This is a genomic window from Frankiales bacterium, assembly GCA_016125335.1.
GTDB lineage: Bacteria > Actinomycetota > Actinomycetes > S36-B12 > CAIYMF01 > Longivirga.
The window spans coordinates 1-23,331 of the sequence record WGLY01000035.1 but is presented as its reverse complement, the minus strand read 5'-3'; the positions used below and the strand labels follow the sequence as shown (position 1 = coordinate 23,331).

The window sequence follows — 23,331 nt, the reverse complement described above, 5'->3', positions numbered from 1 at the left end:
CGGCGGCCGTTTCGCCCCGGGGCGCACGGGTAGCGCGCGCGACGTCCATCCGCACGCGAGACAGGGAGATCACATGGCCGTCACCGCCTTCCAGGACCTGCCCGTCGCCGACCGCGACCTCGAGTGGGACGGCAGCGCCGCCGAGAAGCGGGTGCGCGAGTGGGCCGACGCCCAGGACGACCCCAACGCGAAGTACCGCGACGCCCACGTGTGGTACGACGCCGACAGCAAGGACAACTTCACCGCGTACAAGCTGCTCATCGCCGACGTCGTCGACGGCAGGCTGCGCGCGGTCCCCCGCGGGGTGATGGCCGCCGGCAACGTCATGCAGGGCGGCCGCGGCGGGGTCGACCTGCCGGAGAAGGACGTCCCGCGCGTGAAGAGCCACCTGGCCAAGTACTACGAGAAGTTCGGCGAGACCGCGCCCTGGGACCGCTGAGCCCGGGCGCGGGAGGGCTCCGGCCTAGGGTGACCGGCGTCGGCGTCGCCGGGACGCCGGCCGAGGAGGCCCGCCATGGCCGGAGCGCTCGACTCGCCGGCTCGACCCGAGACGGTCTTCACCTACGCCGCGCCGCCGCTCGTCTACGGCCGCGGCGCGGTCGCCGAGATCCCGTTCGCGCTGCGGCACGCGGGCCGCGTGCTCGTGGTGACCGACGCCGGCGTCGCCGCCACCGGTGCCCCCGAGCGGGTCGCCGAGGCGCTGCGCGCCGCGGGCCACGAGGTCGCGACGTACGCCGGCGTGCACGTGGAGCCCACCGACGCCTCGCTGCGCGACGCCGTGGAGCAGGCGCGCGCCACCGGGCCCTGGGACGCGCTCGTCGCCGTGGGCGGCGGCTCGAGCATCGACACGGCGAAGGCCGTCGCGCTGCTCACCGCCAACCCGGGCGACCTGCTCGACTACGTCAACGCGCCGATCGGCGGCGGCCGGGCCCCGGAGCACCCGCTGCCCCCGCTCGTGGCGGTGCCGACGACGACCGGAACCGGCGCGGAGAGCACCACGGTGTGCGTCCTCGACGTCCTCGACCGCCACGTCAAGACCGGCATCAGCCATGCCGCGCTGCGGCCCTCGCTGGCCGTCGTCGACCCGGACCTCACCGCGTCGCAGCCGCCCATGGTCACGGCGAGCTCCGGCCTCGACGTGCTCTGCCACGCGCTGGAGTCCTACACCGCGCGCCCCTACACGGCCTTCGAGGCCAAGCGCCCCGAGCAGCGGGTGCCCTACTGCGGCGCCAACCCGGTGTCGGACCTGTGGGCCGAGAAGGCGCTCGGGCTCATGAGCGAGTCGTTTGTGCGCGCGGTCACCGACGGGTCGGACGCCGAGGCCCGCGCGGGCATGGCGCTGGCCGCCACGCTCGCCGGGATGGGCTTCGGCAACGCCGGCGTGCACGTCCCGCACGCGGACGCGTACCCCATCGCAGGCCGGGCCCGCGACTACCGGCCCGACGGATACCCGGACGGCGAGGCGCTGGTGCCGCACGGGATCGCGGTGTCGCTCACCGCCCCCGCGGCCTTCCGGCTCACGTTCCCCGCCTCGCCCGAGCGGCACCTGCGCGCGGCCCGCCTGCTCGACCCGCGGGCGGACGCCGAGCACCCGCAGGACGTGCTGCCCGGCGTCCTGCGGCGCATCGTCGAGGCGGTCGGCGTGCCCGGCCGGCTGCACGACGTGGGGTTCACCGCCGCCGACGTGCCCGACCTCGTCGACGGCGCGCTGGCCCAGCAGCGCCTGCTCGCCCTGGCCCCGGTGGCCCTGACCCCCGACGACCTCGCCGAGGTCTTCCGCGCATCCCTGTGAGGCGAGCATGACCCCAGCCCCGGACCTCGACCGCGGCGCGTTCGCGGTCGTCTCCGTGCTGCCGACCCGGTGGGCCGACAACGACCACTACGGCCACCTCAACAACGCGCGCTACTTCGAGTACCTCGACACCGCCGTCAACAGCTGGCTGCTCGGCGTGCTCGGCCGCGACATCCGCGACGAGCCCTCGATCGCGCTCGTGGCCAGCGTGGGGTGCGAGTTCTACGCCGACACCAGCTTCCCCGACGTGCTCGAGATCGGGCTCGCGATGGAGCGGGTGGGCCGCTCGAGCCTCACGTACCGCATCGCCGTGTTCCGCCAGGGCTCGCCGCAGCTGCGCGCCCTGGGCCGCTACGTGCACGTCTACGTCGACCGCACCACCCGGCGCCCGGCCCCCGTCCCGCCGGAGATCCGCGCCGCCGCCCAGGCCCTGCCGGTCCTGCCGGCCCGGCCCGGCGACCCCGCCTGAGGCCGCGCCGCCCGCCCGCCCGGACCCGCCCCGCCCCGGAGCGCTCCCACGGCCGTCCGCGGCCGCAGCCGCCCCCCGACCGCGGCACGGATCCTTGCCAACCCGGGACCGACGTACTACAAATGGCGAAGTGAGTCGAGCCTTTCCTTCCTGGCCCGGCCGGGCGCCGGCGCCCGCGCGGGGGTGTCCGTGACGCCCGCCGACGGCCGCCCCCTCGCCGGGCTGGCCGGGATCGTCACCGGCGGCGGCAAGGGCCTCGGCCGCGCCTTCGCGCTGCACCTGGCCGCGGCGGGCGCCAGCGTCGTGGTCAACAACCGCAACCGCGAGGTCGACGCCGAGGGCCGCGGCCCGGCCGACCACGTCGTGGCCGAGATCCTCGCCTCCGGCGGTACAGCGGTGGCCGAGCACAGCGACGTCGCCGCACCGGACGCGGCCCAGGCGATGCTCGACGCCGCGCTGTCGGCCTTCGGCCGCATCGACTTCCTCGTCACGAGCGCCGGCGTCAGCAGCCCGGAGATGTTCCACAAGACCACGGCCGAGCGGTTCGACACGGTCACCGGCATCAACATCGGCGGCAGCGCGCACGTGGCGAGGCTGTGCTCCCAGCGCATGCGCGAGGCGGGCTCGGGCCGCATCGTGCTCGTCGCCTCCACCGCCGGCCTGCACGGGGAGCCCACGGCGTCGGCCTACTCCGCGAGCAAGGGCGCGGTCATCGCGCTCGGCCGCGCGATCGCGGTCGAGGGCGAGCGGCGCGGCGTGCTCACCAACGTGCTCCTCCCCTACGCCACCACGCAGATGACCGACACCGGCATGGACCAGCGCTACCGCGACGCGATGACCGCCGAGGCGGTCGCGCCCGTCGTCACGGCGCTCGTCGACCCGCGCTGCCGGCTCAACGGCCAGGTGCTCGTGGCCGGCGGCGGCGGCCTGCGCGCGGCGAGCGCGGTCGAGTGGGGCACGGTGGCGCTGCCCGGCGACGCGCTCGACCCGGACGGGCTCGCCGCCCTCGTGGCGCAGAGCCGCGCCGGAGCGGCCCACGAGTACCCGGACGCGCTGGCGGGGTTCCTCGACTTCGCCGCCGAGGTGGCCGGCGCATGACCGACACCACCGGATCGCTGCAGATCACGTCCGTCGCCGGCCTGCTCGGCTCGCTGGAGCTCGAGCGCGTCGACGACGGGCGGTTCCGCGCGCACCCGGTGCCGATGAACATGCACCACGTGTTCGGCGGGCAGGTGCTCGGGCAGGGCCTCGTCGCCGCGGCGCGCACCGTCGAGGGCCCCAAGACGGCGAACTCGCTGCACGCCTACTTCCTGCGCGCCGGCGACCCCGACCTCCCCATCGAGTACGCCGTCGGCACGGTGCGCGACGGGCGCCGCATGTCCACGCGCTCGGTGTCCGCGCTCCAGGCGGGCCGCGAGATCGCCACGGTCATCTGCTCGTTCGCCGACACCGAGGGCACCATCACCCACGCCGCGCCGCGGCCCGAGGTGGCCGCGCCCGAGGACACGCCCACCCTCGCCGACAACGCCGAGGCGTGGGGCGGGCTGCACGAGGTGTGGTCGGGCTTCCAGGCCGTCGAGGTGCGCATGGCGCCCAGCGCGCAGGCTCCGGAGGGCGGCGGCCTGCCCGCCGCGCCGGACCTCATCTGGATGCGCGTCCGCGAGGCGCTGCCGGACGACGACCTGCTCCACCGCGCACTGCTCGCCTACCTCAGCGACATCACGCTGCTCGCCGCGGCCCTCGTGGCTCACGGCGTCCCGATCGGCATGGAGCGCCGCGGCTCGCGGCTGTGGGACGGCGTCTCGCTCGACCACGCGCTGTGGTTCCACCGGCCGGCCCGCACGGACTCCTGGACCCTGTTCGTGCAGGAGTCGCCGGTCGCCCACGGCGGACGCGCGCTCAGCCGCGCCTCGATCTACTCCCACGACGGCGAGTTCGTCGCCTCGAGCGCGCAGGAGGGGCTGATCACCGACCTGCGCGCGTGACACCACCGGCACGACACCCCGACACGGACGGAGAGGATGGGATGCGGCTCTTCCCCGAGGACCGCGTGGACGAGTTCCTCCGCGACGGCTGGTGGTCCGGCCTGACCTGGCTCGGCCACGTCGCCGAGCACGTGCAGCAGAAGCCGGACGTCGTCGCCTTGGTCGACGCGCCCAACCGCACGTCGTTCACCGACGGCGAGCCCCGCCGGCTCACGTGGACCGACGTCGACACGGAGACCGACCGGCTGGCCCGCTCCCTCTACCGGGCGGGTGTGCGGCAGGGCGACATCGTGGGCGTCCAGCTGCCCAACACCGTCGAGCTGGCGCTGGCCTACCTCGCGATCATCCGGCTCGGTGCCGCGGCCTCGCCGTTCCCGATCCAGTACGCGCGCCACGAGCTCACGCAGATGGGCACGATGGCCGGGTTCAGCGCGTTCCTCACCACCACGCGGGCGGCGCGCAACCGGCTCGCCGAGCAGGCCCTCGGGCTCGTCGGCGCCGTGCCCACCCTGCGCACGGTGCTGACCTTCGGCGACGACGTCCCGCAGGGCGCGGTCGCGCTCGACCAGGACCTCGCCGACGACGCCCTCGACGCGGAGTTCCGCGCCTACGCCGACGGCCTCGACCTGCACCCCAACGACCTCGTCACCCTGTGCTGGACGTCGGGCACCGAGGGGACGCCCAAGGGCGTCCCCCGCGCGCACGGCGACTGGGAGGCGATCGCCAGCGCCACCATCGCCGAGCCGCGCCTGGTCGCCGACGACGTGCTGCTCAACCTGTTCCCGATGGTCAACGCGGGCGGCATGGGCGGCATGTTCGTGCCGTGGGTGGTGCTCGGCGCACGCCTCGTGCAGCACCACCCGTTCGACCTCGAGACGTTCCTCACCCAGATCGAGACCGAGCGCGTCACCTACACCTGCGCGCCGCCCGCGGTGCTCGACAGCCTCGTGGCCAACGGCGAGCTCATGCGGCAGCGCGACTTCTCGTCGCTGCGCGCCGTGGGCTCGGGCTCGGCGCCGATGTCCGGCTGGATGATCGAGGGCTGGGAGCGCGGCCACGGCGTCGAGGTGCTCAACCTCTTCGGCTCCAACGAGGGCCTGTGCCTGTTCGGCTGCCCCGACACCGTGCCCGACCCGGCCGACCGCGGCCACCTCTTCCCGCGGCCGGGCGATCCCGGCTTCGCCTGGCGGGCGCGCATCGGCCGCGAGTCGCAGTCCCGCCTGGTCGACGTCGAGACGGGCGAGGACATCCACGAGCCCCACCGGCCGGGTGAGCTGCGCGTGCGCTCGGCGGCCCTGTTCGCCGGCTACTGGGGCGACGCGCCGTCCCCGTTCGACGAGCAGGGCTTCTTCCGCACGGGCGACATCTTCGAGTTCGCCGACGAGGGCGCGCACACGCTCGTGTACGTCGACCGGGCCAAGGACCTCATCAGCCGCGGCGGCTACAAGGTGTCCGCCGCGGAGATCGAGGCGCTGCTCATCGCCCACGACGACGTCGTCGAGGTGGCGCTGGTGGGCATGCCCGACGAGCGCCTCGGCGAGCGCCCGTGCGCGTTCGTCGTCCCGCGCGACCCCGCATCACCGCCCACGCTGGACGACCTCGTCCAGCTGCTCCAGGACAAGGAGGTGGCCCGCTTCAAATGGCCTGAGCGGCTCGTGATCGTGGAGGCGCTGCCGCGCAACCCGATCGGCAAGGTGCTCAAGCGCGACCTGCGCCAGCGGTTGCGCGAGGAGACGACGAGTCCTCAGCCGGTGCCGTGAGGCCCACACGTCGGGACGGCCGCGACCGCGTCCCGACGGGCGAGGACACCGCGACGACTGCCGGCGTGACCCGGGGTCGTCGCGGCCCGCGGGGCGGGACGCGACGTGCCGTCCGTCGTCCGCCGTGCGCCTGCGCGCGCCCCGCGAGCGTTGTGAACACGGTGTCACGCGATGTCCTCATTTCGCTTGCGCCGCAACCGAAATCAGATCGTTGCCGTTTCAACTCCGCCACTGCCGGGGATCCGGAGCGATCGCTCCGCCGAGACACATTCCGGTTCGCCACCAATCTCGTTCAATCCGTTGACCCGGGGCGTACCGTCCTATAGACATTGCCGCGCTGCTAACTGAAGCAACAACCGCGTTTCGAGCGAGACCAGCCGGGAGCTGCCAGGTGCTTGAGGTCACAGACGTCGTGCTGCGGTTCGGCGGGATCACCGCCCTCGACCGGATCAGCTTCCGCGTCGAGGACCGCCAGATCTGCGGGCTCATCGGGCCCAACGGCGCCGGCAAGACGTCGCTGTTCAACTGCATCACGCGCATCTACAGGCCGGACTCCGGCCAGATCACCTTCGACGGCACGGACCTGCTCTCCAAGCGGCGCGACCAGGTCGTGGGCGCCGGCGTCGCGCGCACGTTCCAGAACCTCGCGCTGTTCCCCACGCAGACCGTGCTCGACAACACGATGCTCGGGGCGCACTCCCGCAGCACCCCGCACCTGTTCCCGTCGCTGGTCAGCTGGCCCACCAACTACCGCGCCCGGCGCCGTCTCACCGACGAGGCGTGGGCGATCCTCGCGGACCTCGAGCTCACCGACGTCGCCCTGCGCCCCGCCCACGGCCTTCCGTTCGGCACCCTCAAGCGCGTCGAGCTCGCCCGCGCCCTGATGGGGCACCCGCGCCTCCTGCTGCTCGACGAGCCCGCCGGCGGCCTCACCCACTCCGAGGTGGCCGAGCTCGGCTCGCTCGTGGTCCGCCTGCGCGACGAGTACGGCTTCAGCGTCCTGCTGGTCGAGCACCACATGGGCCTGGTCATGGGCATCTCCGACCACGTGGTCGCCATGGACTTCGGCCGCAAGATCGCCGACGGCGACCCCGAAGAGGTCCAGCGCTCGCCCGAGGTCGTCAACGCCTACCTGGGCCGGGCCGCATGACCGCCTCCGACCCCGCCGTGCAGGACTCCGCGGCCACCACCTCGGGCCCGGGCCACGAGGGCGCGCTGCTCGACGTGCTGGGCCTGCGCGCCGGCTACGGCGCCGCCAACGTGCTGCACGGCATCGACCTGTACGTCGACCCCGGCGAGGTCGTCGTCGTCCTCGGCGCCAACGGCGCGGGCAAGTCCACGCTGCTCAGCGCGATCGCGGGCCTGATCCCGCACACCGGCGACATCCGGGTGCAGGGCCGGTCCGTGGGGCGGGCGCGGCCGGACCAGATGCTCGGCCACGGCGTCGGCCTCGTCCCGCAGGGCCGCGGCACGCTCACCGCGATGACCGTCCGCGACAACCTGCGCGTCGGCGCCGTGACCCGCTCCTCCAAGAAGGAGATCGCGGAGGACGTCGAGCGGATGTTCCAGATCTTCCCGCCGCTCGCCGACCGGCGTAACCAGGTCTCCGGCACGCTCTCCGGCGGCGAGCAGCAGATGCTCGCGATCGCCCGCGCGCTGATGGCCCGGCCGCGCCTCCTGCTGTGCGACGAGGTGAGCCTGGGCCTCGCGCCGGTCATCGTGCAGGACCTCTTCCGCGTGCTGCGCGACATCAACCGGGAGTTCGGCACCGCACTGCTGCTCGTGGAGCAGAACGCCGAGCTCGCGCTCGACATCGCCTCCCGCGTGTACCTCCTCGAGGTCGGGTCGGTCGTCGACTCGGGCCCTGCGGAGACCTTCCGCAACAACGACGCCATCCGACGCGCCTACCTCGGCTACTGACAAGGGACCAGGGACGCAACAGTGGAGATCTTCCTCGACCGCACGTTCTCCGGCCTCACGGCCGGAGCCATCTACGTGCTCGTGGCGCTCGCCCTCGTGGTGGTGTTCCGCAGCTCAGGCACGATCAACTTCGCCCAGGGCGAGTTCGCGCTGTTCACCTGCTTCATCGCGTGGTGGCTCACCACCAAGGGCTGGCCGCTGCTGCTCGCCATGGCTGTCTGCATCGCCGTCGGCTTCGTGATGGGGGTGCTCACCGAGCGCTTCCTCATCAGACCCGTCGCGAAACGCAGCGAGTCAGCCGTGCTCATCGTGGCCCTGGGCCTGTTCATCGGCCTCAACGGCGCCGACGGCTGGATCTGGGGCCCGGCCGACAAGCTCTTCCCGCGGCTGCTCCCCTCGGGCGGCGACAGCTACTTCCTCGTCGCCGGCTCGCGGCTGCACTACGACACCATCGGGATCGTCCTCCTCATGATCGTGGTGGTCGCGCTGCTCAACCTGCTGCTCAACCGGACGTCGCTGGGCCTGAAGATGCGCGCCGTCGCCACCAACCCCGAGTCCGCCTCGCTGTCGGGCGTCCGCGTGGGGCGCGTGCTCAGCCTGAGCTGGGGCCTGTCGGCCGCCATCGGCTCCTTCGCCGGCGTGCTGCTCGTACCGGTCCTGCCCCCCAACCAGCTCAACCTCAGCGGGTTCTTCCCGATCCTGATCTTCGCGTCCGCGGCCGCGCTGCTCGGGGGCCTCGACAGCATCAAGGGCGCTGTGGTGGGCGGCCTGATCTTCGGCATCGGGGCGTCCCTGCTCAACGGGTACGCCACCTTCCTCGGCGGCACGCTCCAGCTCACCGTCGCCTTCACGATCATCGTGCTGGTGCTCGTCGCCCGGCCCACCGGCTTGTTCGGCTCGCGACGCGTGGAGCGCGTATGAGCACCGCGGAGGCTCGTGCCGCGCGCCGGCCCTGGGTGATCCGGCGCAACTCCCGCACCCACCTCGGCCTCATCGGCCTGGGCGGGGTGCTCGTCGTCCTCGCCATGATCTGGGGCGCGGGGCTGCCGGCCTTCGACCAGGGCCAGGTCACGCGCGTGCTGATCTACTCGATCGCCATCGCCGGCCTCAACGTCTCCACCGGCTACACGGGCATGATCTCGGTGGGCCACTCGGCCTTCTTCGGCCTCGGCGCGTACACCACCGGCATCCTCGTGGTGCAGTTCGGCTGGAACGCGACGTACACGCTGCCCGTGGCGATCGTCGTGTGCTTCCTCACCGGCCTGGTCGTGGGCCTGCCGGCGCTGCGCATCCGCGGCCTCTACTTCGCGATGGTCACCCTCGCGTTCGGCGTGGCCTTCCCCGAGGTGATCGACCGCTTCCCGGACCTCACCGGCGGCTCGAGCGGCCTCACCATCCGGCGCACGATGCTGCGCCCGCCCGAGTGGACCGGGCTGGGTCTCAACCAGAAGTCGCTGTGGCTCTACTGGCTGTCCGCGATCCTGCTCGTGCTCGTGATGATCGTGCTCAAGAGCCTGCTGCGCAGCCGCTACGGGCTCGCCCTCGTCGCCGTGCGCGACAACGAGATCGCCGCGGCGGCGTCCGGCGTGAACCTCGCCGTGGTCAAGACCGTCTCGTTCGGGCTCTCGGGCGGCCTCACCGGCCTGGCCGGCGGGCTGTTCGCCATGTTCCTCGGCAGCCTCGTCGCGGACGACTCGTTCACCCTGCTCAGCGCGATCGTGCTGCTCACGGGGCTCATGATCGGCGGCCAGGCGACCTACCTGGGCCCGATCGTGGGCGGCCTCGTCGTGGTGTACCTGCCCTACTACACCTCGGACCTCGGCCAGGGCCAGGTGTCCGCGGTGCTGTTCGGGGCGGCGCTCATCGCGATCATCTTCATCGTCCCCGAGGGGATCGTCGGCGGCGTGCTGAAGCTCGGCCGACGCTTCGTGCGGGTGCTGCCCGCTCCCCCGGACCTCCCGACCACCGGCGCGGCGCCCGACTCGGGCTCCGCCAGTCCCCCAGAACCGCACGCCGCGTCCGCGGCAGCCTCGCCGACCCATGCCGGCAGAACGGAGGATGCCTGACTGCGCAGCGACGGCTCGCCCGGAGCCGCCCCGGCCCCCCTCTTCCCTATCTCGCACCACCCCCTCACGAGAGGCAGAACCCGATGGCCCACCGCAAGCCCGGTCGACGGCTGGTTCTCCCCACCGCCGGCCTCGCCGCCGCCGCGCTGCTGCTCGCAGCGTGCGGCTCCAGCAGCTCCACCACTCCGAGCGAGAGCTCCTCCGACACAGGAGCGGCGAGCAGCAGCTCGGCTGCGTCCGACCAGTTCCAGGTCAACCTGAACGACTGCACCGACCCGGCCGCGCCGACGCAGAAGGTCACGGACACGTGGACCATCGGCTACAGCGCACCGCTCTCCGGCCCCGTGGCCGGCGTCGTCGGGCTCTACTTCGACGGCTGGAAGGCCCGCATCAAGGCGGCCAACGACGCCGGCGGCATCAACGGCGTGAAGATCGACGTCCAGTACAAGGACGACGCGTTCACGCCCGACCGTGCCAAGACCAACGCGACGGAGTTCATCCAGAGCGACCACGTCGACTCGCTGATCACCTTCGGCAGCGGCCCGGTCGGGGCCATCGCCGACGACCAGAACGCCGCGTGCGTCCCGCTGCTCTACCCGAGCTCCTCGGTGGCGCAGTACCGCGACATCTCGCAGTACCCCTGGACCGTCCAGTTCCTGCCCAACGCGGACCTCGAGGCCAAGTACGACGTCTCGCTGATCCAGTCGAAGTTCCCCAACGGCGCCAACGTCGGCATCGCGGAGAACCAGACGGCGTCCGGCAAGGGCTACTCGGAGGCGTTCCAGAACGCCGCCAAGGGCACCAACGTCACCGTCGGCACGATCGCCCCGTCGACCGACCCCAACGCGGCGGCGACGGCGCTGAAGGCGGCCAACCCGGACGTCGTCTACATCGCGGGCATCACCAACGACTGCGGTCCCGACGTCCAGGCCATGGCCCGGGTGGGCTTCACGCCCAAGCTGGTCATCGCGCCGAGCAACTGCGCCGACCAGACCGGCTGGATCGCGGCCGGCAAGGCCGCCAACGGCGTCATCGTGCCGACCTGGAGCAAGAACCCGGCCGACCCGAGCCTCGCCTCCGACGCCGGGGTCAAGGAGTACCTCTCCGAGGTGACCACCAGCGACTCCGGCAACACGATCACCATCGCGGGCTGGATCGCCGCCGACATGACGATCAACACCCTCCAGCAGGCCGCTGACTCCGCCAACGGCCTCACCCAGGAGAGCGTCATCCAGGCAGCACGCAACCAGAACTACCCCTGCCCGATGTTCATCGACGGCATCACGTGGCTGAGCACGCCCACGGCGATGACCGGATTCTCCGGATTCCAGACCCAGGTGTGGAACGCGTCGAAGAAGATGTTCGACCTGGAAGGCAACGTGATCCCGATCGCCTAGGCCAGGCACCACGAGCGGACGGCCGGCCGTCGGGAACGACGGTCGGCCGTCCGCTCGGCACGTACCAGGACGGATCGAGGAGGGAGTCGAGATGCCGGGACGCAAGATGCACCCGCAGGAGCGGATCGCGGAGTACACGGGGAAGGGCTGGTGGGCCGACGAGACGGTCCAGCAGGTCATCGCCGACCGGGTGGCCGAGTACGGCCCGGAGCTCGCCGCCGTCGACCCCCCCAACAAGCGCGACCTGGTCGACCTCGACGAGCTCCGGCTGACCTGGGACGACCTGGCCGCCGAGAGCGAGCGCCTCGCGGCCGTGCTGCGCGCCCACGACATCGGTGAGGGCGACGTCCTCGCCGTCCAGCTGCCCAACATCGTCGAGCTGATCCTGGTTTACTTCGCCGCCTGGCGCGTGCGGGCGATCGTCTCTCCTCTGCCGGTGCAGTACCGGCGCCACGAGGTCACCGAGCTGGGCAACATCGGCCGGATCAAGGCGTTCCTCACCGCCGACCGCGTGGGCCACCGCGAGATGGCCGCCGAGGTCGTGGCGGAGCGAGCGGGCATCCCGTCGCTGCGCACGGTGCTGCACTACGGCCCCACCGAGGTCGAGGGCTCCGTGCGCCTGGCCGACGCGCTGGCGGCCGTGGGCGAGGCCGAGCTGGCCGAGGTGGCGGCGTACGCCGAGGCCCACCCGGTGGACCCCAACGACTGCATCACCATCTGCTGGACCTCCGGCACCGAGAGCCGGCCCAAGGGCGTCCCGCGGGCGCACTACGAGTGGCTGGCGATGAGCTGGGACACCGTCTACTCGCCGGACCTCCAGCACGACTCGCGCGTGCTCAACCCGTTCCCCATGGTGAACATGGCCAGCATCAACGGCATGTTCCTGCCCTGGCTGCGCACCGGCTGCGTGATGGTGCAGCACCATCCGTTCGACCTCAAGGTGTTCCTCACGCAGATCGCGCAGGAGCGCGTCACCTACACGGTGGCGCCGCCGGCGGTCCTCGCGCTGCTGCTCCAGAACGAGGACATCCTCGCCAACGCCGACATCTCCAGCCTCACGGGCATCGGCTCCGGCTCCGTGCCGCTCCAGGAGTGGATGGTGCGCGGCTGGTACGAGCGGCACGGGATCTCGATCATCAACTTCTTCGGCTCCAACGAGGGCATCAGCCTCATGACCGACGTGAAGCTGATGACCGACCCCGCCCAGCGGGCGCGCTACTTCCCGCGCTACGGCGGCGGCCGCGAGTGGAGCTTCCCGGCCTCCCGCACCACCTCCGTGCGGCTGGTCGACCCGGACACCGGCGAGGAGATCGACGAGCCCGGCCGCCCCGGCGAGCTGCGGCTCAAGGGCCCGAGCCTGTTCGCGGGGTACGTCGACGGTGAGAGCATGGCGAGCCCCTTCGACGAGCAGGGCTACCTCAAGACCGGCGACGTCTTCGTGATCGACGGCCCGAACAACGAGTTCCTGCGCTACGTCGACCGGGCCAAGGACCTCATCATCCGCGGCGGCATGAACATCGCCCCGGCCGAGCTCGAGCAGCTCATCGCCGGCCACCCCGACGTCGCCGAGGTGGCCGTCGTCGGCTACCCGGACGACGTGCTCGGCGAGCGCGTGTGCGCGGTGGTGGCCCCCAAGCCCGGCCGCACCGTCACCCTCGAGAGCGTCGTGGCGCACCTGACCGCGCAGGACATCGCCTCCTACAAGCTGCCCGAGCGGCTCGAGGTGCGCGAGGCCCTGCCGCGCAACCCCGTGGGCAAGGTCCTCAAGCGCCAGCTGCGCGACGACGTGCGGGCCGAGGCAGGACCGGTCCGCGACTGACGCCGCACGCACGAGGCCCCGCGCACCGGTCCGGGTGCGCGGGGCCTCGTGCGTGACTCAACCGACCTGGCGGCTCGCGCCCTCCCAGTACGGCGCCCGCAGCTCGCGCTTGAGCACCTTGCCGGACGGGTTGCGGGGCAGCTCGGGCACGAACTCCACCGAGGTGGGGCACTTGTAGTGGGCCATGCGCTCGCGGCCGAACGCGATGATGTCCTCCGCCGTGGCACCGGGGCGGGCCACCACGAAGGCCAGCCCGGTCTCGCCCCACTTCTCCGAGGGGACCCCCACCACCGCGACGTCGAGCACGTCCGGGTGCGCGGCGAGGACGCTCTCGACCTCGGCCGGGTACACGTTCTCCCCGCCGGTCACGATCATGTCCTTGATCCGGTCGCGGATGTACAGGAAGCCCTCGTCGTCCATCACGCCCATGTCGCCCGTGCGGAAGAAGCCGTCGTCGGTGAACGCGTCGGCGGTCGCCTCCGGCCGCTGCCAGTAGCCGCGCGTGACGCTGGGACCGCGCACGACGACCTCGCCGCTGCCGCCCGGCTCGAGCCGTCGTCCGGTGGCCACGTCGCGGATCTCGATCTCGATCCCCTCGATGGCCCGGCCGGCCGAGCTCAGCCGGCTCAGGTCGCCGTCGAGGCGGTGCTGCTCGGGGCCGAGCACCGTGGTGACGCCGACCGTCTCGGACAGCCCGTAGGACTGGAACAGGTCCGCGCCGAACGTGGCCACCGACGCGCGCAGCAGCGGCTCGGAGATCGGCGACCCGCCGTAGACCACCTGCCGCAGCGCGGAGTAGTCCGCCGAGCGCGAGTCCGGGTCCTGCGTGAGCACCTGCATCACGGCCGGGACCATCGCGGTGTGCGTCACGCGCAGGTCGACGATCTGCTGGAGCATCGAGGCCGCCGTGGGCTCGCGCGACTGCACGATCGTGCCGCCCTTGGTGAGCGTGATGAGGGCCCAGCCGCCGCCGGCCACGTGGTAGTACGGCACCGGTACCAGGCTGCGGGAGTCGGGCCCGACGTCGAAGACCGCGCCGAACGCCTGCACCGACCACGCGAGCTGGTCCGCGCCGATGAGCACGCCCTTGGGCCGGCCGGTGGTGCCCGAGCTGTAGATGATCTGCGCGAGCTCGTCGCCCCGCGCGTCGCGGCCGGGGTCGAGGTCGGCGGCGTCCCCGACCCACTCCTCGTAGGCCGTGGCACCGGCGCCCTCGCCCCCGGTGACCACCACCGGGACGCCCGAGCCGGCCAGCAGCGGCGCGTAGGGGGCGCCGGCCACCACCAGCACGGCGCCCGAGTCCTCGAGGGCCCAGGCCAGCTCGTGCGTCGTCAGCCGGAAGTTCAGCGGCACCAGCACCGCCCCGGCCTTGAGCGCCCCGAGGAAGACCTCCCAGTACTCCGTGGAGTTGCGGTCGACGAAGGCCACCCGGTCGCCGCGCGCGACGCCGGCCCGGACGAGCGCCTGCGCCACCCGGTTGGAGGCGCGGTCGAGCTCGGCGAACGTGGCCGGACGGCCGTCCCCGAGGATCGCGGGGGCGGAGGGGTCGACGGCGATCCCCCGTCGGACCAGCTCTGCGACGGACATCGACGGTCCTCCTCGGTGCCGGGGCCGGCCCGTGCCGGTCCCTGGGGTGGCGCTGGGCGGCGTCAGAGCACGCGGACGCCGGGGCCGCCCGCGTACAGGCGGTCGACGTCGGCGGCGCGGTTCTTCAGCGCGATCGACTGGTTGATGGTCCCCTTGTCGGACACCTCGCCGATCTCGGGGTCGGGCGGTGCCACGAGGACGGCGACGCGGGCGATCCGCTCCGCGGTGCCTCCGTCGGAGTCCGCCGCGCGGATCCGGTCGCAGATCCAGTCCAGCACGCGGGGGTCCTCGGCGAGCTGGGCCGGCGTGCCCTCGACGCCGATCTCGGCGGCGCAGCCGTTCGGGTTCACCCACACCAGCACGCCGACCTCGTCGCGGCCCTCGCCGCAGATGACGGCGTCGAGCACCACCGGCGTGGTGCTGGCGACGAGCTGCGCGCGCAGGCGGCCGCCGGGCACGAAGGTGCCCGTGAGCAGCTTGAACTCCTCGGCCGTGCGGCCGGCGAAGACCAGCCCGAGCTCGGGGCGGCTGCGGTCGACGAAGGTGAGGGTGTCACCGCTGCGGTAGAACCCCTCCTCGTCGAAGACGGCCGCGGACGAGGTCGGGTTGTCGAGGTAGCCCGACATCACGCAGTCGCCGCGGAAGCGCACCTCGTAGCGCTCGTCGTCGACCGGGAGGAGCTTGACCTCGACCCCGGGCACCGGCAGCCCGACGCCCACCTGGGTGGTCGGCCAGGAGATGGACATGACACCGGCCGTCGTCTCCGTGGCGCCGTAGCCGGTGGTGAACATGACGCGCTCGCCGAGCACCTCCTCGGCCATGCGCTGGAACCGGTCGTACACCGGCTGGGGCAGCCCGGCGCCGCCGAACAGGCACAGCTGGAGGTGCTCGAAGAACCGCGCGCGCAGCTCGGCGTCGGCCTCCACGGCGTCGCACAGCATGGCGAACGCCGCCGGCACGTTGGCGAAGAACAGCGGCTGCACCTCGGCGAGGTTGCGCAGGGTGGCGGCGAACAGGTCGGGCGTGGGCCGGCCGTCGTCGAGGTAGAAGGTGCCGCCGTTGATGAGCGAGCCCATGAGCACGCTGGCACCGGCCACGTGGCTCCACGGCATCCAGTCGAGCGTGCGCACGCCCCAGCCGGAGGCGGCCGCGAGCACCTCGGTGGCGCCGGTCATGAGGGTGCACCACATCCGGTGGGTCTGGACCACGATCTTGGGCAGGCCGGTCGACCCCGAGGTGAGCATGTAGCGCAGGGGGGTGGCGGGGTCGAGCGCCGCGATCGCGGCGTCCGGGTCCGCGACGGTGGGGTGCGAGAGGACGTCGTCCCAGGCGACGGCGCCCGGCCAGTGCTCGGCGTCGCGGCACACGACGGTGACGTCCGGGTCGAGCACGGCCGTGAGCGCGCCCGCCACGGGTGCCACGTGCTCGGCGAACACGATCGTGGGGTGCAGGACGTCCACGACGTGCGCGAGCCGGCCGTAGCGCCCGCTCGGCGACAGGGCGTACTGCGCGCTGACGGGGCAGATGGGGACGCCGGCGGCGGAGGCGCCGAACATCAGCTCGGCGTGGGCGACGGAGTTGCCGGTGACGATGAGGATCCGCTCCTCGCGCCCCTCGACGGGCGCCCGCGAGGCGAGCCACCCGGCGATGCGGTCGGCGGTGTCCTTCATCGCCCCGTAGGTGACCGTGTCCCAGTCGCCCGAGGCGCCGCGCGCGCACACGAACGGCTTGTCCGGGTGCTCCGCCGCCCGGTCCACGAGGATCTGCGCCAGGGTCGGCGGCGGGGTGCTGGCGAGCTGGCCCGTGCTCAGCACCAGGACGCCGTCGGGGCGCTCCTCGACGGAGAGCCGTACCGGGGGGAACAGGTGCGTCGCGCGGAAGCGGGGAGCGGTCTGCGGGGTGCCCGTGGACACGTCGGCTGCTCCTTCAGACGAGGACGAACCGGAGACCGGGGAGCTCGGGCGCCTGGGCGGCGGCACCCGCGGGGGTGTCGGCACGACGCAGGTGCACGGTCCACTCGGCCGACGGCCCGCCCTCGACGAAGCGCACCCAGCAGCCGCCCAGGTCGACCACGGGCTCGCTGCCGGGCTCGCCGAGGTCGAGCAGGCTGTGCCACTGCGCCGCAGTGGCGGCCGGGTCGGCCACCGGCACCTCGACGCCGACGATGTCGCTCACGGTCGCGTCCGGCTCGGGCCCGGGGTTGATGTCGTCCCAGAACCAGGCCTGCGGGTCGGCGATGCCGTCGAGCTCGAGGAGCAGCCCGACGTCCTGCGGGTGCAGCTGGATGATCCGGTGCCCGAGCGCCTCGGTGTCGATCGGCACGCGGACGCCGGCGGCGAGCGCGCGAGCCTTGACCGCGTCGGGGTCGGGGTGCTGGACGGACAGGACGTAGCCGCCGCGACCGCCGATGCGGGTGATCCAGCGGTGCACCGCGGCCTCGGGCCCGGTCGGTGCGACGAACTCGAGGTAGCGCTCCCCGGACACCGGCATGGTCGCGTCGTCCATGTGCAGCTCGTGCAGCTCGGGGTCGGCGAAGCCGGCGCCGAGGCCGAACGCCTTGCGCACCGCGGTCAGGTCGGAGTCGTGCTCGGTGGTGGCGATGACCACCTGGCGCAGCTTGGCCCAGCTCGGCGCAGCGTTCGACCCGGTCATGCGTTCTCCTTCGTCCGTGGTGCAGGCGGTGCCGCGGGCGAGACCGGCGGCGGGATCAGAGCGCGACGGCGGCTGCCGGGTCGTCGGCGACGCCCCAGCCGGGGATGTCCGAGCCGGGCGCCCAGGTGGAGTGCGTGCCGCTCGAGACGCGCTCGGGCAGCTGCACGCGGGCGACCGGGCCGTCCGCGATGCTCCTCGCGTCGAACACGAGGCACTCGGACAGGTCGCGGTTCATGTCGCTGACGATCGTGACGAGGTAGCCGTCGTCCTCGCTCTGCGAGCCGACTCGCGGGGCCATCGCCGTCTCGCTTGCGTAGACGCCCTCCGGGAGCGAGAACTTCTCCTCGCGACCGGTCTCGGCGTCGTGCTTGACGATGCCGTTGAACAGGAACCAGCCGGGCAGCGCGGTGGCCGAGTAGCTGTAGCGGTGCCGACGCCCGGCGTGGCGGCCGTTGAGCATGCCGAACTCGCTCACGGTGTCGGTGAGCGACTCCTCCTTGGTGAGGCCGGTCGCGAGGTTGAGGCGCCAGCGGTGCAGCTTGGGGCCGAGGCGGTCGTTGTCGAGGAAGCGGAACATCCGCTGGTAGAGCGTGCCGCCGCCGGCCGGGGGCTCCGGGTTCTCCTGGAAGTAGCCGTCGAGCACGATCTCGTCGCCGTCCTCGTAGGCGTTCACGAAGTGCAGCACGTACGTGGGGTCGGCCTCGAACCAGCGGATGTCCTCGGTGCTGCCGTAGCGCGGGATGACGGCGAAGCGGGCCGGGATGTCCGGGTAGAAGCGCGCGGCGTACTTGCCGGCCGCGAGCGCCTCGGGCGACCAGAACAGCGGCATGTCGTTGAGGATCGTGTAGTTCTCCGTGAACGCCATGTCGTGCGGCAGCCGCGGTCCGGGCAGCGGCACGTCGACGTAGTGCACGAGGTTGTCGTCCGGGTCGACGACGCCGTAGTGCATGTATGGCGCCTCGGTGGAGTAGTTGAAGAACAGCAGGTCGCCGGTGTGCTCGTCGAGCTTCGGGTGGGCGGAGACCCCGACGTCGCTGGGGAACTTGCCGTTCCAGGTCGCCTTGCCCAGCGTCTCCAGGGTGGTGGGGTTGAGCCGGTAGAGGTCGCCGCACTGGTAGAAGCTGGTGAGCGCCACGCCGTTGTGCACGATGACGTCGGTGCTGGAGGAGTCCTTGAGGCGCCCGCGCGCGCCCCAGCCCGTCTGGGTGGGGGACTTCGCCGGGTCCTCGGCCAGGCCGGCCCACAGGGCGTGCCCCGCCTCCTGCTCGGCGACGAACCCGTCGGTGCGCACGAACCGGTTGCGGTAGAAGGCCTTCCCGTCGCGGAAGCCGACGACGTGCACCATGCCGTCGCCGTCGAACGGGTGGTAGACCTCGAGCGCGGGGTGCACCGGGTTCTCGGTGTTGCGCAGGTAGACGCCGTCGAGGTCGGCCGGCAGCTCGCCGATGACGTCGAGGTCGTCGGCCTTGCGCTCGACCTGCTGCGGCCGCCAGGGGCCGGTGCGGTAGGGGTGGTCGTCGTCCGCGGGGATGGTCGTGAGCGCGCGGCCCAGGATCTCGATCTCCACCGTGTTCCTCCCAGTGTGCGGAGCGCGGCTCAGGCCGCGGGGTCTGCGCCGATCACGAAGCTCGCGCTGGTGGTGGTGCTGCCGCCGATGTTGAGCGTCGCGACGGTGCGCGCCCCCTCGACCTGGTAGTCGCCGGCCTGGCCGGTGACCTGCTTGTAGGCGTCGAGCACCATGCGGACGCCGGTGGCGCCGACCGGGTGGCCGCCGCCGATGAGGCCGCCGCTCGGGTTGACGGGGAGCCGGCCGCCGATCTCGATGTCGCCGCCCTCGAGCGCCTTCCAGCTGTCGCCGGGACCGGTGATGCCGAAGTGGTCGATGGCGGCGTACTCGCTCATGGAGAAGCAGTCGTGCGTCTCGATCGCGTCGAGCTGGTCGACGTCGCCGATGCCGGCGCGGTCGAACGCGTCGACGATGGTCTGCCGCACGTGCGGGAGCACGTAGGGCTCGGACGCGGACTGCTCGAGCTTCTGCGACAGCGAGAGCCCCACCGTGCGGTGCCCCCAGCCGAGCACCCGCGCCTTGCGTCGTCCGGGCAGCCCGCCGTGCTCGCGCAGGTAGCGGTCGCTCACCACGACGATCCCGGCCGCGCCGTCGGTCATCGCGCTGCAGTCGGTGCGGCGCACGCGGCCCTCGACGACCGGGTTGGCCTCGTCGTCGTCGGTGAAGCTGGCGTCGCTGAAGCTCCAGCCGCGGGTCTGGGCGTTGGGGTTGCGCTTGGCGTTGCGCACGTTGAGCTCGGCGATCGCGTGCACGTAGCGGTCGTCGATGCCGTAGCGGCGGTCGTACTCGTCGGTGAGCCGGTCGAACATGTGCGGCCACATGAAGGTGGCCGTCTCGCCCTCGTGGCCGATCCACGCCGCCGCGCCGAGGTAGCGCGCGCCCGTCTCGCCGTCGACCGTCTTCTCGATCTCGGCGCCGAGCACGAGGGCGACGTCGTAGCGGCCCGCCTCGATCTCGGCGGTGGCCGCGAGCAGGGCCATGGAGCCGGAGGCGCAGGCGGCCTCGTGGCGCACGGCCGGGAGGCCCCACAGCGCGGGGTCGACCGTGGCGGGCATGCCGCCGAGCTGGCCCTGGCCGGTGAAGAGCTGGCCGAAGGCGTTGCCGACGTGCACGACCTGGATCTCGGCCGCCGGCACGCCGGCGGACTCGAGCGTGTGCGCGACGGTCTCCTCGAAGAGGCCGTCGAAGCCGGTGCCCTCGCGGACGGTGTTGCGGGCGAAGTCCGTCTGGTACCCGCCGACGACCCAGCTGCCCGGACGCTCCATCGGCTGCTCCTTCGGTGTGCGGGGTTCCATTACTACAACAAACAGAGTGTGCCGTCAACGGACGGGTCCGGGTCCCGGGCGGTGCTCGTGGTCGATCCCTGTGCGGCGCGGCGCTAGCATCGCCCCCGACTCGGCGGATGGGCGGTGGCGTGGACCTCGTGACGGAGCGATCCGACAGTCGCGTCACCCTGCTCCCGGCCGGTGGCCCGAACTCGATCGCCGCCAGCATCGGGATCGTGGGCGACGAGTGGACGCTCTGGATCGTCGAGATGGCGCTCCAGCAGGGCTTCACCCAGTACAACGAGTGGCTGCGGGCCGGTCCGATCTCGAGCTCCGTGCTCACCGCGCGCCTCGCGAGGCTGGTCGAGGCCGACGTCTTCGAGCGGGCGCCGTACAACTCCCGGCCGCCCCGCAACGACTACCACCTCACCACCCGCGGCCGGCAGCTGTGGCCGATCCTCATCAGCATGTGGGCCTGGGAGGAGACCTGGGTCGACGACCCGGACAACCGCCTCCCGCAGATGCGGCACACCGAGTGCGGCCAGGTCTTCTCCCCGGTGCACGTGTGCGCCGCCTGCGACAAGCCCACGACCATCCACGACGTCCGCGCCGCCTTCGGGCCCAGCGGGTCGTGGCCGCGCAGCATCCCCGCCGCGTCCACCCGCCGCCGCTCGCACTCCGGCACCCGCCCGCCCGAGCTCGTCGAGCAGACCATGGCGCTCATCGGCAACCGGTGGTCGACCGCGATGATCGGCGCGGCCTTCATGGGCGCGCGCCGCTTCGGCGAGTTCGAGGCCTGGATGGGCGCACCGCCCACGATCGTCGCCGAGCGGCTCCGGACCTTCTGCGAGATCGGCGTCCTCACCCCGAGCCCCAACCCCACGCGGCCGGACTGGAGCATCTACGCCCTCACCGAGAAGGGCGGCTCCTTCTACCCGGTCACCGCGCTCGTGCTCGACTGGGGCGAGCGGTGGTTCCAGTCGCCCGAGGGGCCCGCGCTGCTCATGACGCACGTCGAGTGCGGGAACGCGTTCCACCCGAGGCTCCAGTGCAGCGCGTGCGGCCAGCGGCTGCGCGGCCACGCGGTGCAGGTGGTGCGGGCCGGCGACGCGGTGGCCGCCGTGCGCGGCGGCAACGGCCGCCCGCTGCGGCAGGGCTTCCAGGGCCCGCGCAAGCGGCGCACCCCCGGCGGCTGAACCGCCCCGACCCCGGGGTGTGGACCGGGGCGGGTGGGCGCGGTATACAAGGCAGCACCGCTAACTGAAGTGCGGGCGGGCACCGGCCCGCCGCGCACGGCCGCCGTGCACCGCCACCGCTCGGGAAGGGACCTCCATGCCCATCGACACCGCCGGATCCCTGCTCACCCGGGCGATCACGCGGGCCGGCGACCGCGTCGCGCTGCGCGGCGGCGGCCAGGTGCGCACCCACCGGCAGCTGCTCGAGAACGCCTCGCGGTTCGCCAACGCCCTGGCCGGTGCGGGGCTGCGGCCCGGGGACCACGTGGCGCTCATGGTGGCCGACCGGGTCGAGTCGGTGGAGGCCTACGTCGGCTGCCTGATCGGCGGCTTCCCCGCGATCCACGTCAACGACCGCTGGGCCCCCCGCGAGGTCGAGGCCGTCCTCGCCGAGGCCGACGCGCGAGCCTTCCTCTACACCGGCCACGTCGCCCCCAAGCTCGCCGGGCTCGCCGCGCTCGAGGACATCGGCGTCGTGGTCGCGGTCGGCGAGCGCGCCGACGGGCGCCACCTCGACTGGCAGACGCTGCTCGCGGCCGCCTCGACCTCGACGCCCGACGTGCCGCGCGGGCCGGACGACCTCACGATCGTCGGCTTCACGAGCGGCACCACGGGCACGCCCAAGGGCGTGATGCACACGCAGTACTCGATGCTGCGGATCCTCCAGCACATGCCGGTCCACTTCGACCTCCGGCCGCGCAGCCGGTGCGCGATGACGGGGACGCTGTCCTTCGTCGCCGGCATCTGGGGCGTGGTGCTGCCCCATCTCTTCCTGGGCGGCGAGCTGTCGTTCATGTCCGGGCTGCCGGCCGACGAGTGGTGCGCCCGGATGATCGAGGAGGGCTCGAACTTCACCTACGTGCCCACCCCGCTGGCCTCCGCGTTCGCCGAGGAGCTCGGCCGCCAGCCGCGCGTGCTGGACACCCTGCGCACGGCCATGCACTCGGGCTCCCAGATGCCCGCGCCGGTGGTCCAGCGCGTGGTGGAGGCCACCCGGGGCCGGTTCGCGACGGCGTACGGCATGACCGAGACCGGCTCCTCGGTGACCCGCACGGAGAGCGCGGACTGGGAGGCCGGGTGCGAGGCGGACGACGTCTTCGCCAGCTCCGGCCGGGCCGTGCACATCATGGACCTGACCATCGTCGACGCCGACGGCCGAGTCCTGCCGCCCGGTGAGCCGGGCGAGATCACGGTGGGCTCGGACACCATGTTCGCCGGCTACTACAAGCGCCCGGACGCCACCGCCGAGGCCGTCGTCGACGGCCGGCTGCGCACGGGCGACATCGGACGCCTCGACGAGGCCGGCTACCTCTACGTCACCGACCGGCTCAAGGACATGATCGTGTCCGGCGGCATGAACGTGTTCCCGGCCGAGGTCGAGGCGGCGCTGGTGGACCTCCCCGGCCTGGAGGAGATCGCGGTGTTCGGCGTGCCGGACGAGAAGTGGGGCGAGACGGTGGTGGCCGTGGCGCGCCGCTCGGACCCGTCCCTGGACGAGGCGGCCGTGATCGCCGCGGCCCGCGAGCGGATCGCGTCGTACAAGAAGCCCACGACCGTGCGCTTCGTGGACGACCCGCTCCCGCGCACGGCGAGCCTGAAGATCGACAAGCCCGAGCTGCGCCGGCGGTGGGGGTCCGACCCCCAGGCGTGAGCGGCCGCCCGCCCGCGGGTGGGTGCTAGCTGAGGCGTTCGAGGACCATGGCCATGCCCTGGCCGCCGCCGACGCACATGGTCTCGAGGCCGATCTGCTTGTCGTGGTGGGTCAGGGAGTGGATCAGGGTGGTGGTGATGCGGGCGCCGGTCATGCCGAAGGGGTG

The 23,331-nt window shown here is 72.8% G+C and carries 20 protein-coding genes; 14 read left to right on the top strand and 6 right to left on the bottom strand.

Annotated features, from left to right (window positions below):
• Nucleotides 1-73 precede the first annotated feature (73 nt).
• The 12 genes from GC157_16930 to GC157_16875 all read left to right on the top strand — a co-directional run bounded on the left by GC157_16930 (nt 74) and on the right by GC157_16875 (nt 13,208).
• Nucleotides 74-439, top strand: a complete 366-nt coding sequence (locus GC157_16930; GenBank protein ID MBI1379144.1) for a hypothetical protein — start codon at nt 74-76, stop codon at nt 437-439.
• Nucleotides 440-514: 75 nt separating this feature from the next.
• The gene (locus GC157_16925) at nt 515-1,792 is read left to right on the top strand and encodes an iron-containing alcohol dehydrogenase (protein MBI1379143.1); all 1,278 of its coding nucleotides are present in this window, start codon (nt 515-517) and stop codon (nt 1,790-1,792) included.
• A gap of 7 nt (nt 1,793-1,799) precedes the next feature.
• Entirely contained in the window at nt 1,800-2,261 is a 462-nt protein-coding gene (locus GC157_16920; GenBank protein MBI1379142.1) for an acyl-CoA thioesterase, read from the top strand.
• 189 nt (nt 2,262-2,450) lie between these two features.
• Nucleotides 2,451-3,359, top strand: a complete 909-nt coding sequence (locus GC157_16915) for an SDR family NAD(P)-dependent oxidoreductase (protein MBI1379141.1) — start codon at nt 2,451-2,453, stop codon at nt 3,357-3,359.
• Nucleotides 3,356-4,246 carry an acyl-CoA thioesterase II gene (locus GC157_16910; GenBank protein ID MBI1379140.1) on the top strand — a complete coding sequence of 297 codons (891 nt, stop codon included), beginning with the start codon at nt 3,356-3,358 and terminating at the stop codon, nt 4,244-4,246. Before GC157_16915 ends, GC157_16910 begins: the two co-directional genes overlap by 4 nt.
• 41 nt (nt 4,247-4,287) lie before the next feature.
• A complete protein-coding gene (locus GC157_16905) occupies nt 4,288-6,006 on the top strand; it encodes an AMP-binding protein (protein ID MBI1379139.1) in 1,719 nt (572 codons plus the stop codon).
• A gap of 391 nt (nt 6,007-6,397) precedes the next feature.
• Complete coding sequence (locus GC157_16900) at nt 6,398-7,156, top strand: ATP-binding cassette domain-containing protein (GenBank protein ID MBI1379138.1); 759 nt, start codon at nt 6,398-6,400, stop codon at nt 7,154-7,156.
• The gene (locus GC157_16895; protein MBI1379137.1) at nt 7,153-7,926 is read left to right on the top strand and encodes an ATP-binding cassette domain-containing protein; all 774 of its coding nucleotides are present in this window, start codon (nt 7,153-7,155) and stop codon (nt 7,924-7,926) included. Before GC157_16900 ends, GC157_16895 begins: the two co-directional genes overlap by 4 nt.
• A 21-nt stretch (nt 7,927-7,947) precedes the next feature.
• Nucleotides 7,948-8,847: a branched-chain amino acid ABC transporter permease gene (locus GC157_16890; GenBank protein ID MBI1379136.1), complete on the top strand. Its 900-nt coding sequence runs from the start codon at nt 7,948-7,950 to the stop codon at nt 8,845-8,847.
• The gene (locus GC157_16885; GenBank protein ID MBI1379135.1) at nt 8,844-9,992 is read left to right on the top strand and encodes a branched-chain amino acid ABC transporter permease; all 1,149 of its coding nucleotides are present in this window, start codon (nt 8,844-8,846) and stop codon (nt 9,990-9,992) included. Before GC157_16890 ends, GC157_16885 begins: the two co-directional genes overlap by 4 nt.
• 83 nt (nt 9,993-10,075) lie before the next feature.
• Entirely contained in the window at nt 10,076-11,389 is a 1,314-nt protein-coding gene (locus GC157_16880; protein MBI1379134.1) for an ABC transporter substrate-binding protein, read from the top strand.
• 106 nt (nt 11,390-11,495) lie between these two features.
• Nucleotides 11,496-13,208: an AMP-binding protein gene (locus GC157_16875; GenBank protein ID MBI1379133.1), complete on the top strand. Its 1,713-nt coding sequence runs from the start codon at nt 11,496-11,498 to the stop codon at nt 13,206-13,208.
• A gap of 57 nt (nt 13,209-13,265) precedes the next feature.
• On the opposite strand, the gene GC157_16870 is transcribed toward GC157_16875, so the two are convergent.
• The 5 genes from GC157_16870 to GC157_16850 all read right to left on the bottom strand — a co-directional run bounded on the left by GC157_16870 (nt 13,266) and on the right by GC157_16850 (nt 20,279).
• Entirely contained in the window at nt 13,266-14,795 is a 1,530-nt protein-coding gene (locus GC157_16870; GenBank protein MBI1379132.1) for a long-chain-fatty-acid--CoA ligase, read from the bottom strand.
• 62 nt (nt 14,796-14,857) lie between these two features.
• Nucleotides 14,858-16,921, bottom strand: a complete 2,064-nt coding sequence (locus GC157_16865) for an AMP-binding protein (GenBank protein MBI1379131.1) — start codon at nt 16,919-16,921, stop codon at nt 14,858-14,860.
• A complete protein-coding gene (locus GC157_16860; GenBank protein MBI1379130.1) occupies nt 16,722-17,447 on the bottom strand; it encodes a hypothetical protein in 726 nt (241 codons plus the stop codon). Before GC157_16860 ends, GC157_16865 begins: the two co-directional genes overlap by 200 nt.
• Nucleotides 17,448-17,502: 55 nt before the next feature.
• Nucleotides 17,503-19,014: an apocarotenoid-15,15'-oxygenase gene (locus tag GC157_16855; GenBank protein ID MBI1379129.1), complete on the bottom strand. Its 1,512-nt coding sequence runs from the start codon at nt 19,012-19,014 to the stop codon at nt 17,503-17,505.
• Between the two features lie 29 nt (nt 19,015-19,043).
• On the bottom strand, nt 19,044-20,279 hold the full coding sequence (locus GC157_16850; GenBank protein MBI1379128.1) for a thiolase domain-containing protein: 1,236 nt from the start codon (nt 20,277-20,279) through the stop codon (nt 19,044-19,046).
• Between the two features lie 137 nt (nt 20,280-20,416).
• On the opposite strand from GC157_16850, the gene GC157_16845 reads away from it, so the two are divergent.
• Nucleotides 20,417-21,475: a transcriptional regulator gene (locus GC157_16845; GenBank protein MBI1379127.1), complete on the top strand. Its 1,059-nt coding sequence runs from the start codon at nt 20,417-20,419 to the stop codon at nt 21,473-21,475.
• A 136-nt stretch (nt 21,476-21,611) separates the two neighbouring features.
• Nucleotides 21,612-23,165, top strand: a complete 1,554-nt coding sequence (locus GC157_16840) for an AMP-binding protein (GenBank protein ID MBI1379126.1) — start codon at nt 21,612-21,614, stop codon at nt 23,163-23,165.
• 25 nt (nt 23,166-23,190) lie between these two features.
• Here the strand turns inward: GC157_16840 and GC157_16835 are convergent.
• The coding region (locus tag GC157_16835) for an acetyl-CoA C-acyltransferase (protein MBI1379125.1) at nt 23,191-23,331 on the bottom strand (141 nt) is incomplete at its 5' end.

Bases quoted from the DNA above. Each gene is read 5' to 3' on its own strand.
- GC157_16870 (MBI1379132.1), bottom strand. From the start codon at position 14,795: ATGTCCGTCGCAGAGCTGGTCCGACGGGGGATCGCCGTCGACCCCTCC.
- GC157_16840 (MBI1379126.1), top strand. From the start codon at position 21,612: ATGCCCATCGACACCGCCGGATCCCTGCTCACCCGGGCGATCACGCGG.
- GC157_16860 (MBI1379130.1), bottom strand. From the start codon at position 17,447: ATGACCGGGTCGAACGCTGCGCCGAGCTGGGCCAAGCTGCGCCAGGTG.
- GC157_16920 (MBI1379142.1), top strand. From the start codon at position 1,800: ATGACCCCAGCCCCGGACCTCGACCGCGGCGCGTTCGCGGTCGTCTCC.
- GC157_16885 (MBI1379135.1), top strand. From the start codon at position 8,844: ATGAGCACCGCGGAGGCTCGTGCCGCGCGCCGGCCCTGGGTGATCCGG.
- GC157_16850 (MBI1379128.1), bottom strand. From the start codon at position 20,279: ATGGAGCGTCCGGGCAGCTGGGTCGTCGGCGGGTACCAGACGGACTTC.
- GC157_16880 (MBI1379134.1), top strand. From the start codon at position 10,076: ATGGCCCACCGCAAGCCCGGTCGACGGCTGGTTCTCCCCACCGCCGGC.
- GC157_16925 (MBI1379143.1), top strand. From the start codon at position 515: ATGGCCGGAGCGCTCGACTCGCCGGCTCGACCCGAGACGGTCTTCACC.
- GC157_16930 (MBI1379144.1), top strand. From the start codon at position 74: ATGGCCGTCACCGCCTTCCAGGACCTGCCCGTCGCCGACCGCGACCTC.
- GC157_16845 (MBI1379127.1), top strand. From the start codon at position 20,417: ATGGGCGGTGGCGTGGACCTCGTGACGGAGCGATCCGACAGTCGCGTC.
- GC157_16910 (MBI1379140.1), top strand. From the start codon at position 3,356: ATGACCGACACCACCGGATCGCTGCAGATCACGTCCGTCGCCGGCCTG.
- GC157_16895 (MBI1379137.1), top strand. From the start codon at position 7,153: ATGACCGCCTCCGACCCCGCCGTGCAGGACTCCGCGGCCACCACCTCG.
- GC157_16905 (MBI1379139.1), top strand. From the start codon at position 4,288: ATGCGGCTCTTCCCCGAGGACCGCGTGGACGAGTTCCTCCGCGACGGC.
- GC157_16875 (MBI1379133.1), top strand. From the start codon at position 11,496: ATGCACCCGCAGGAGCGGATCGCGGAGTACACGGGGAAGGGCTGGTGG.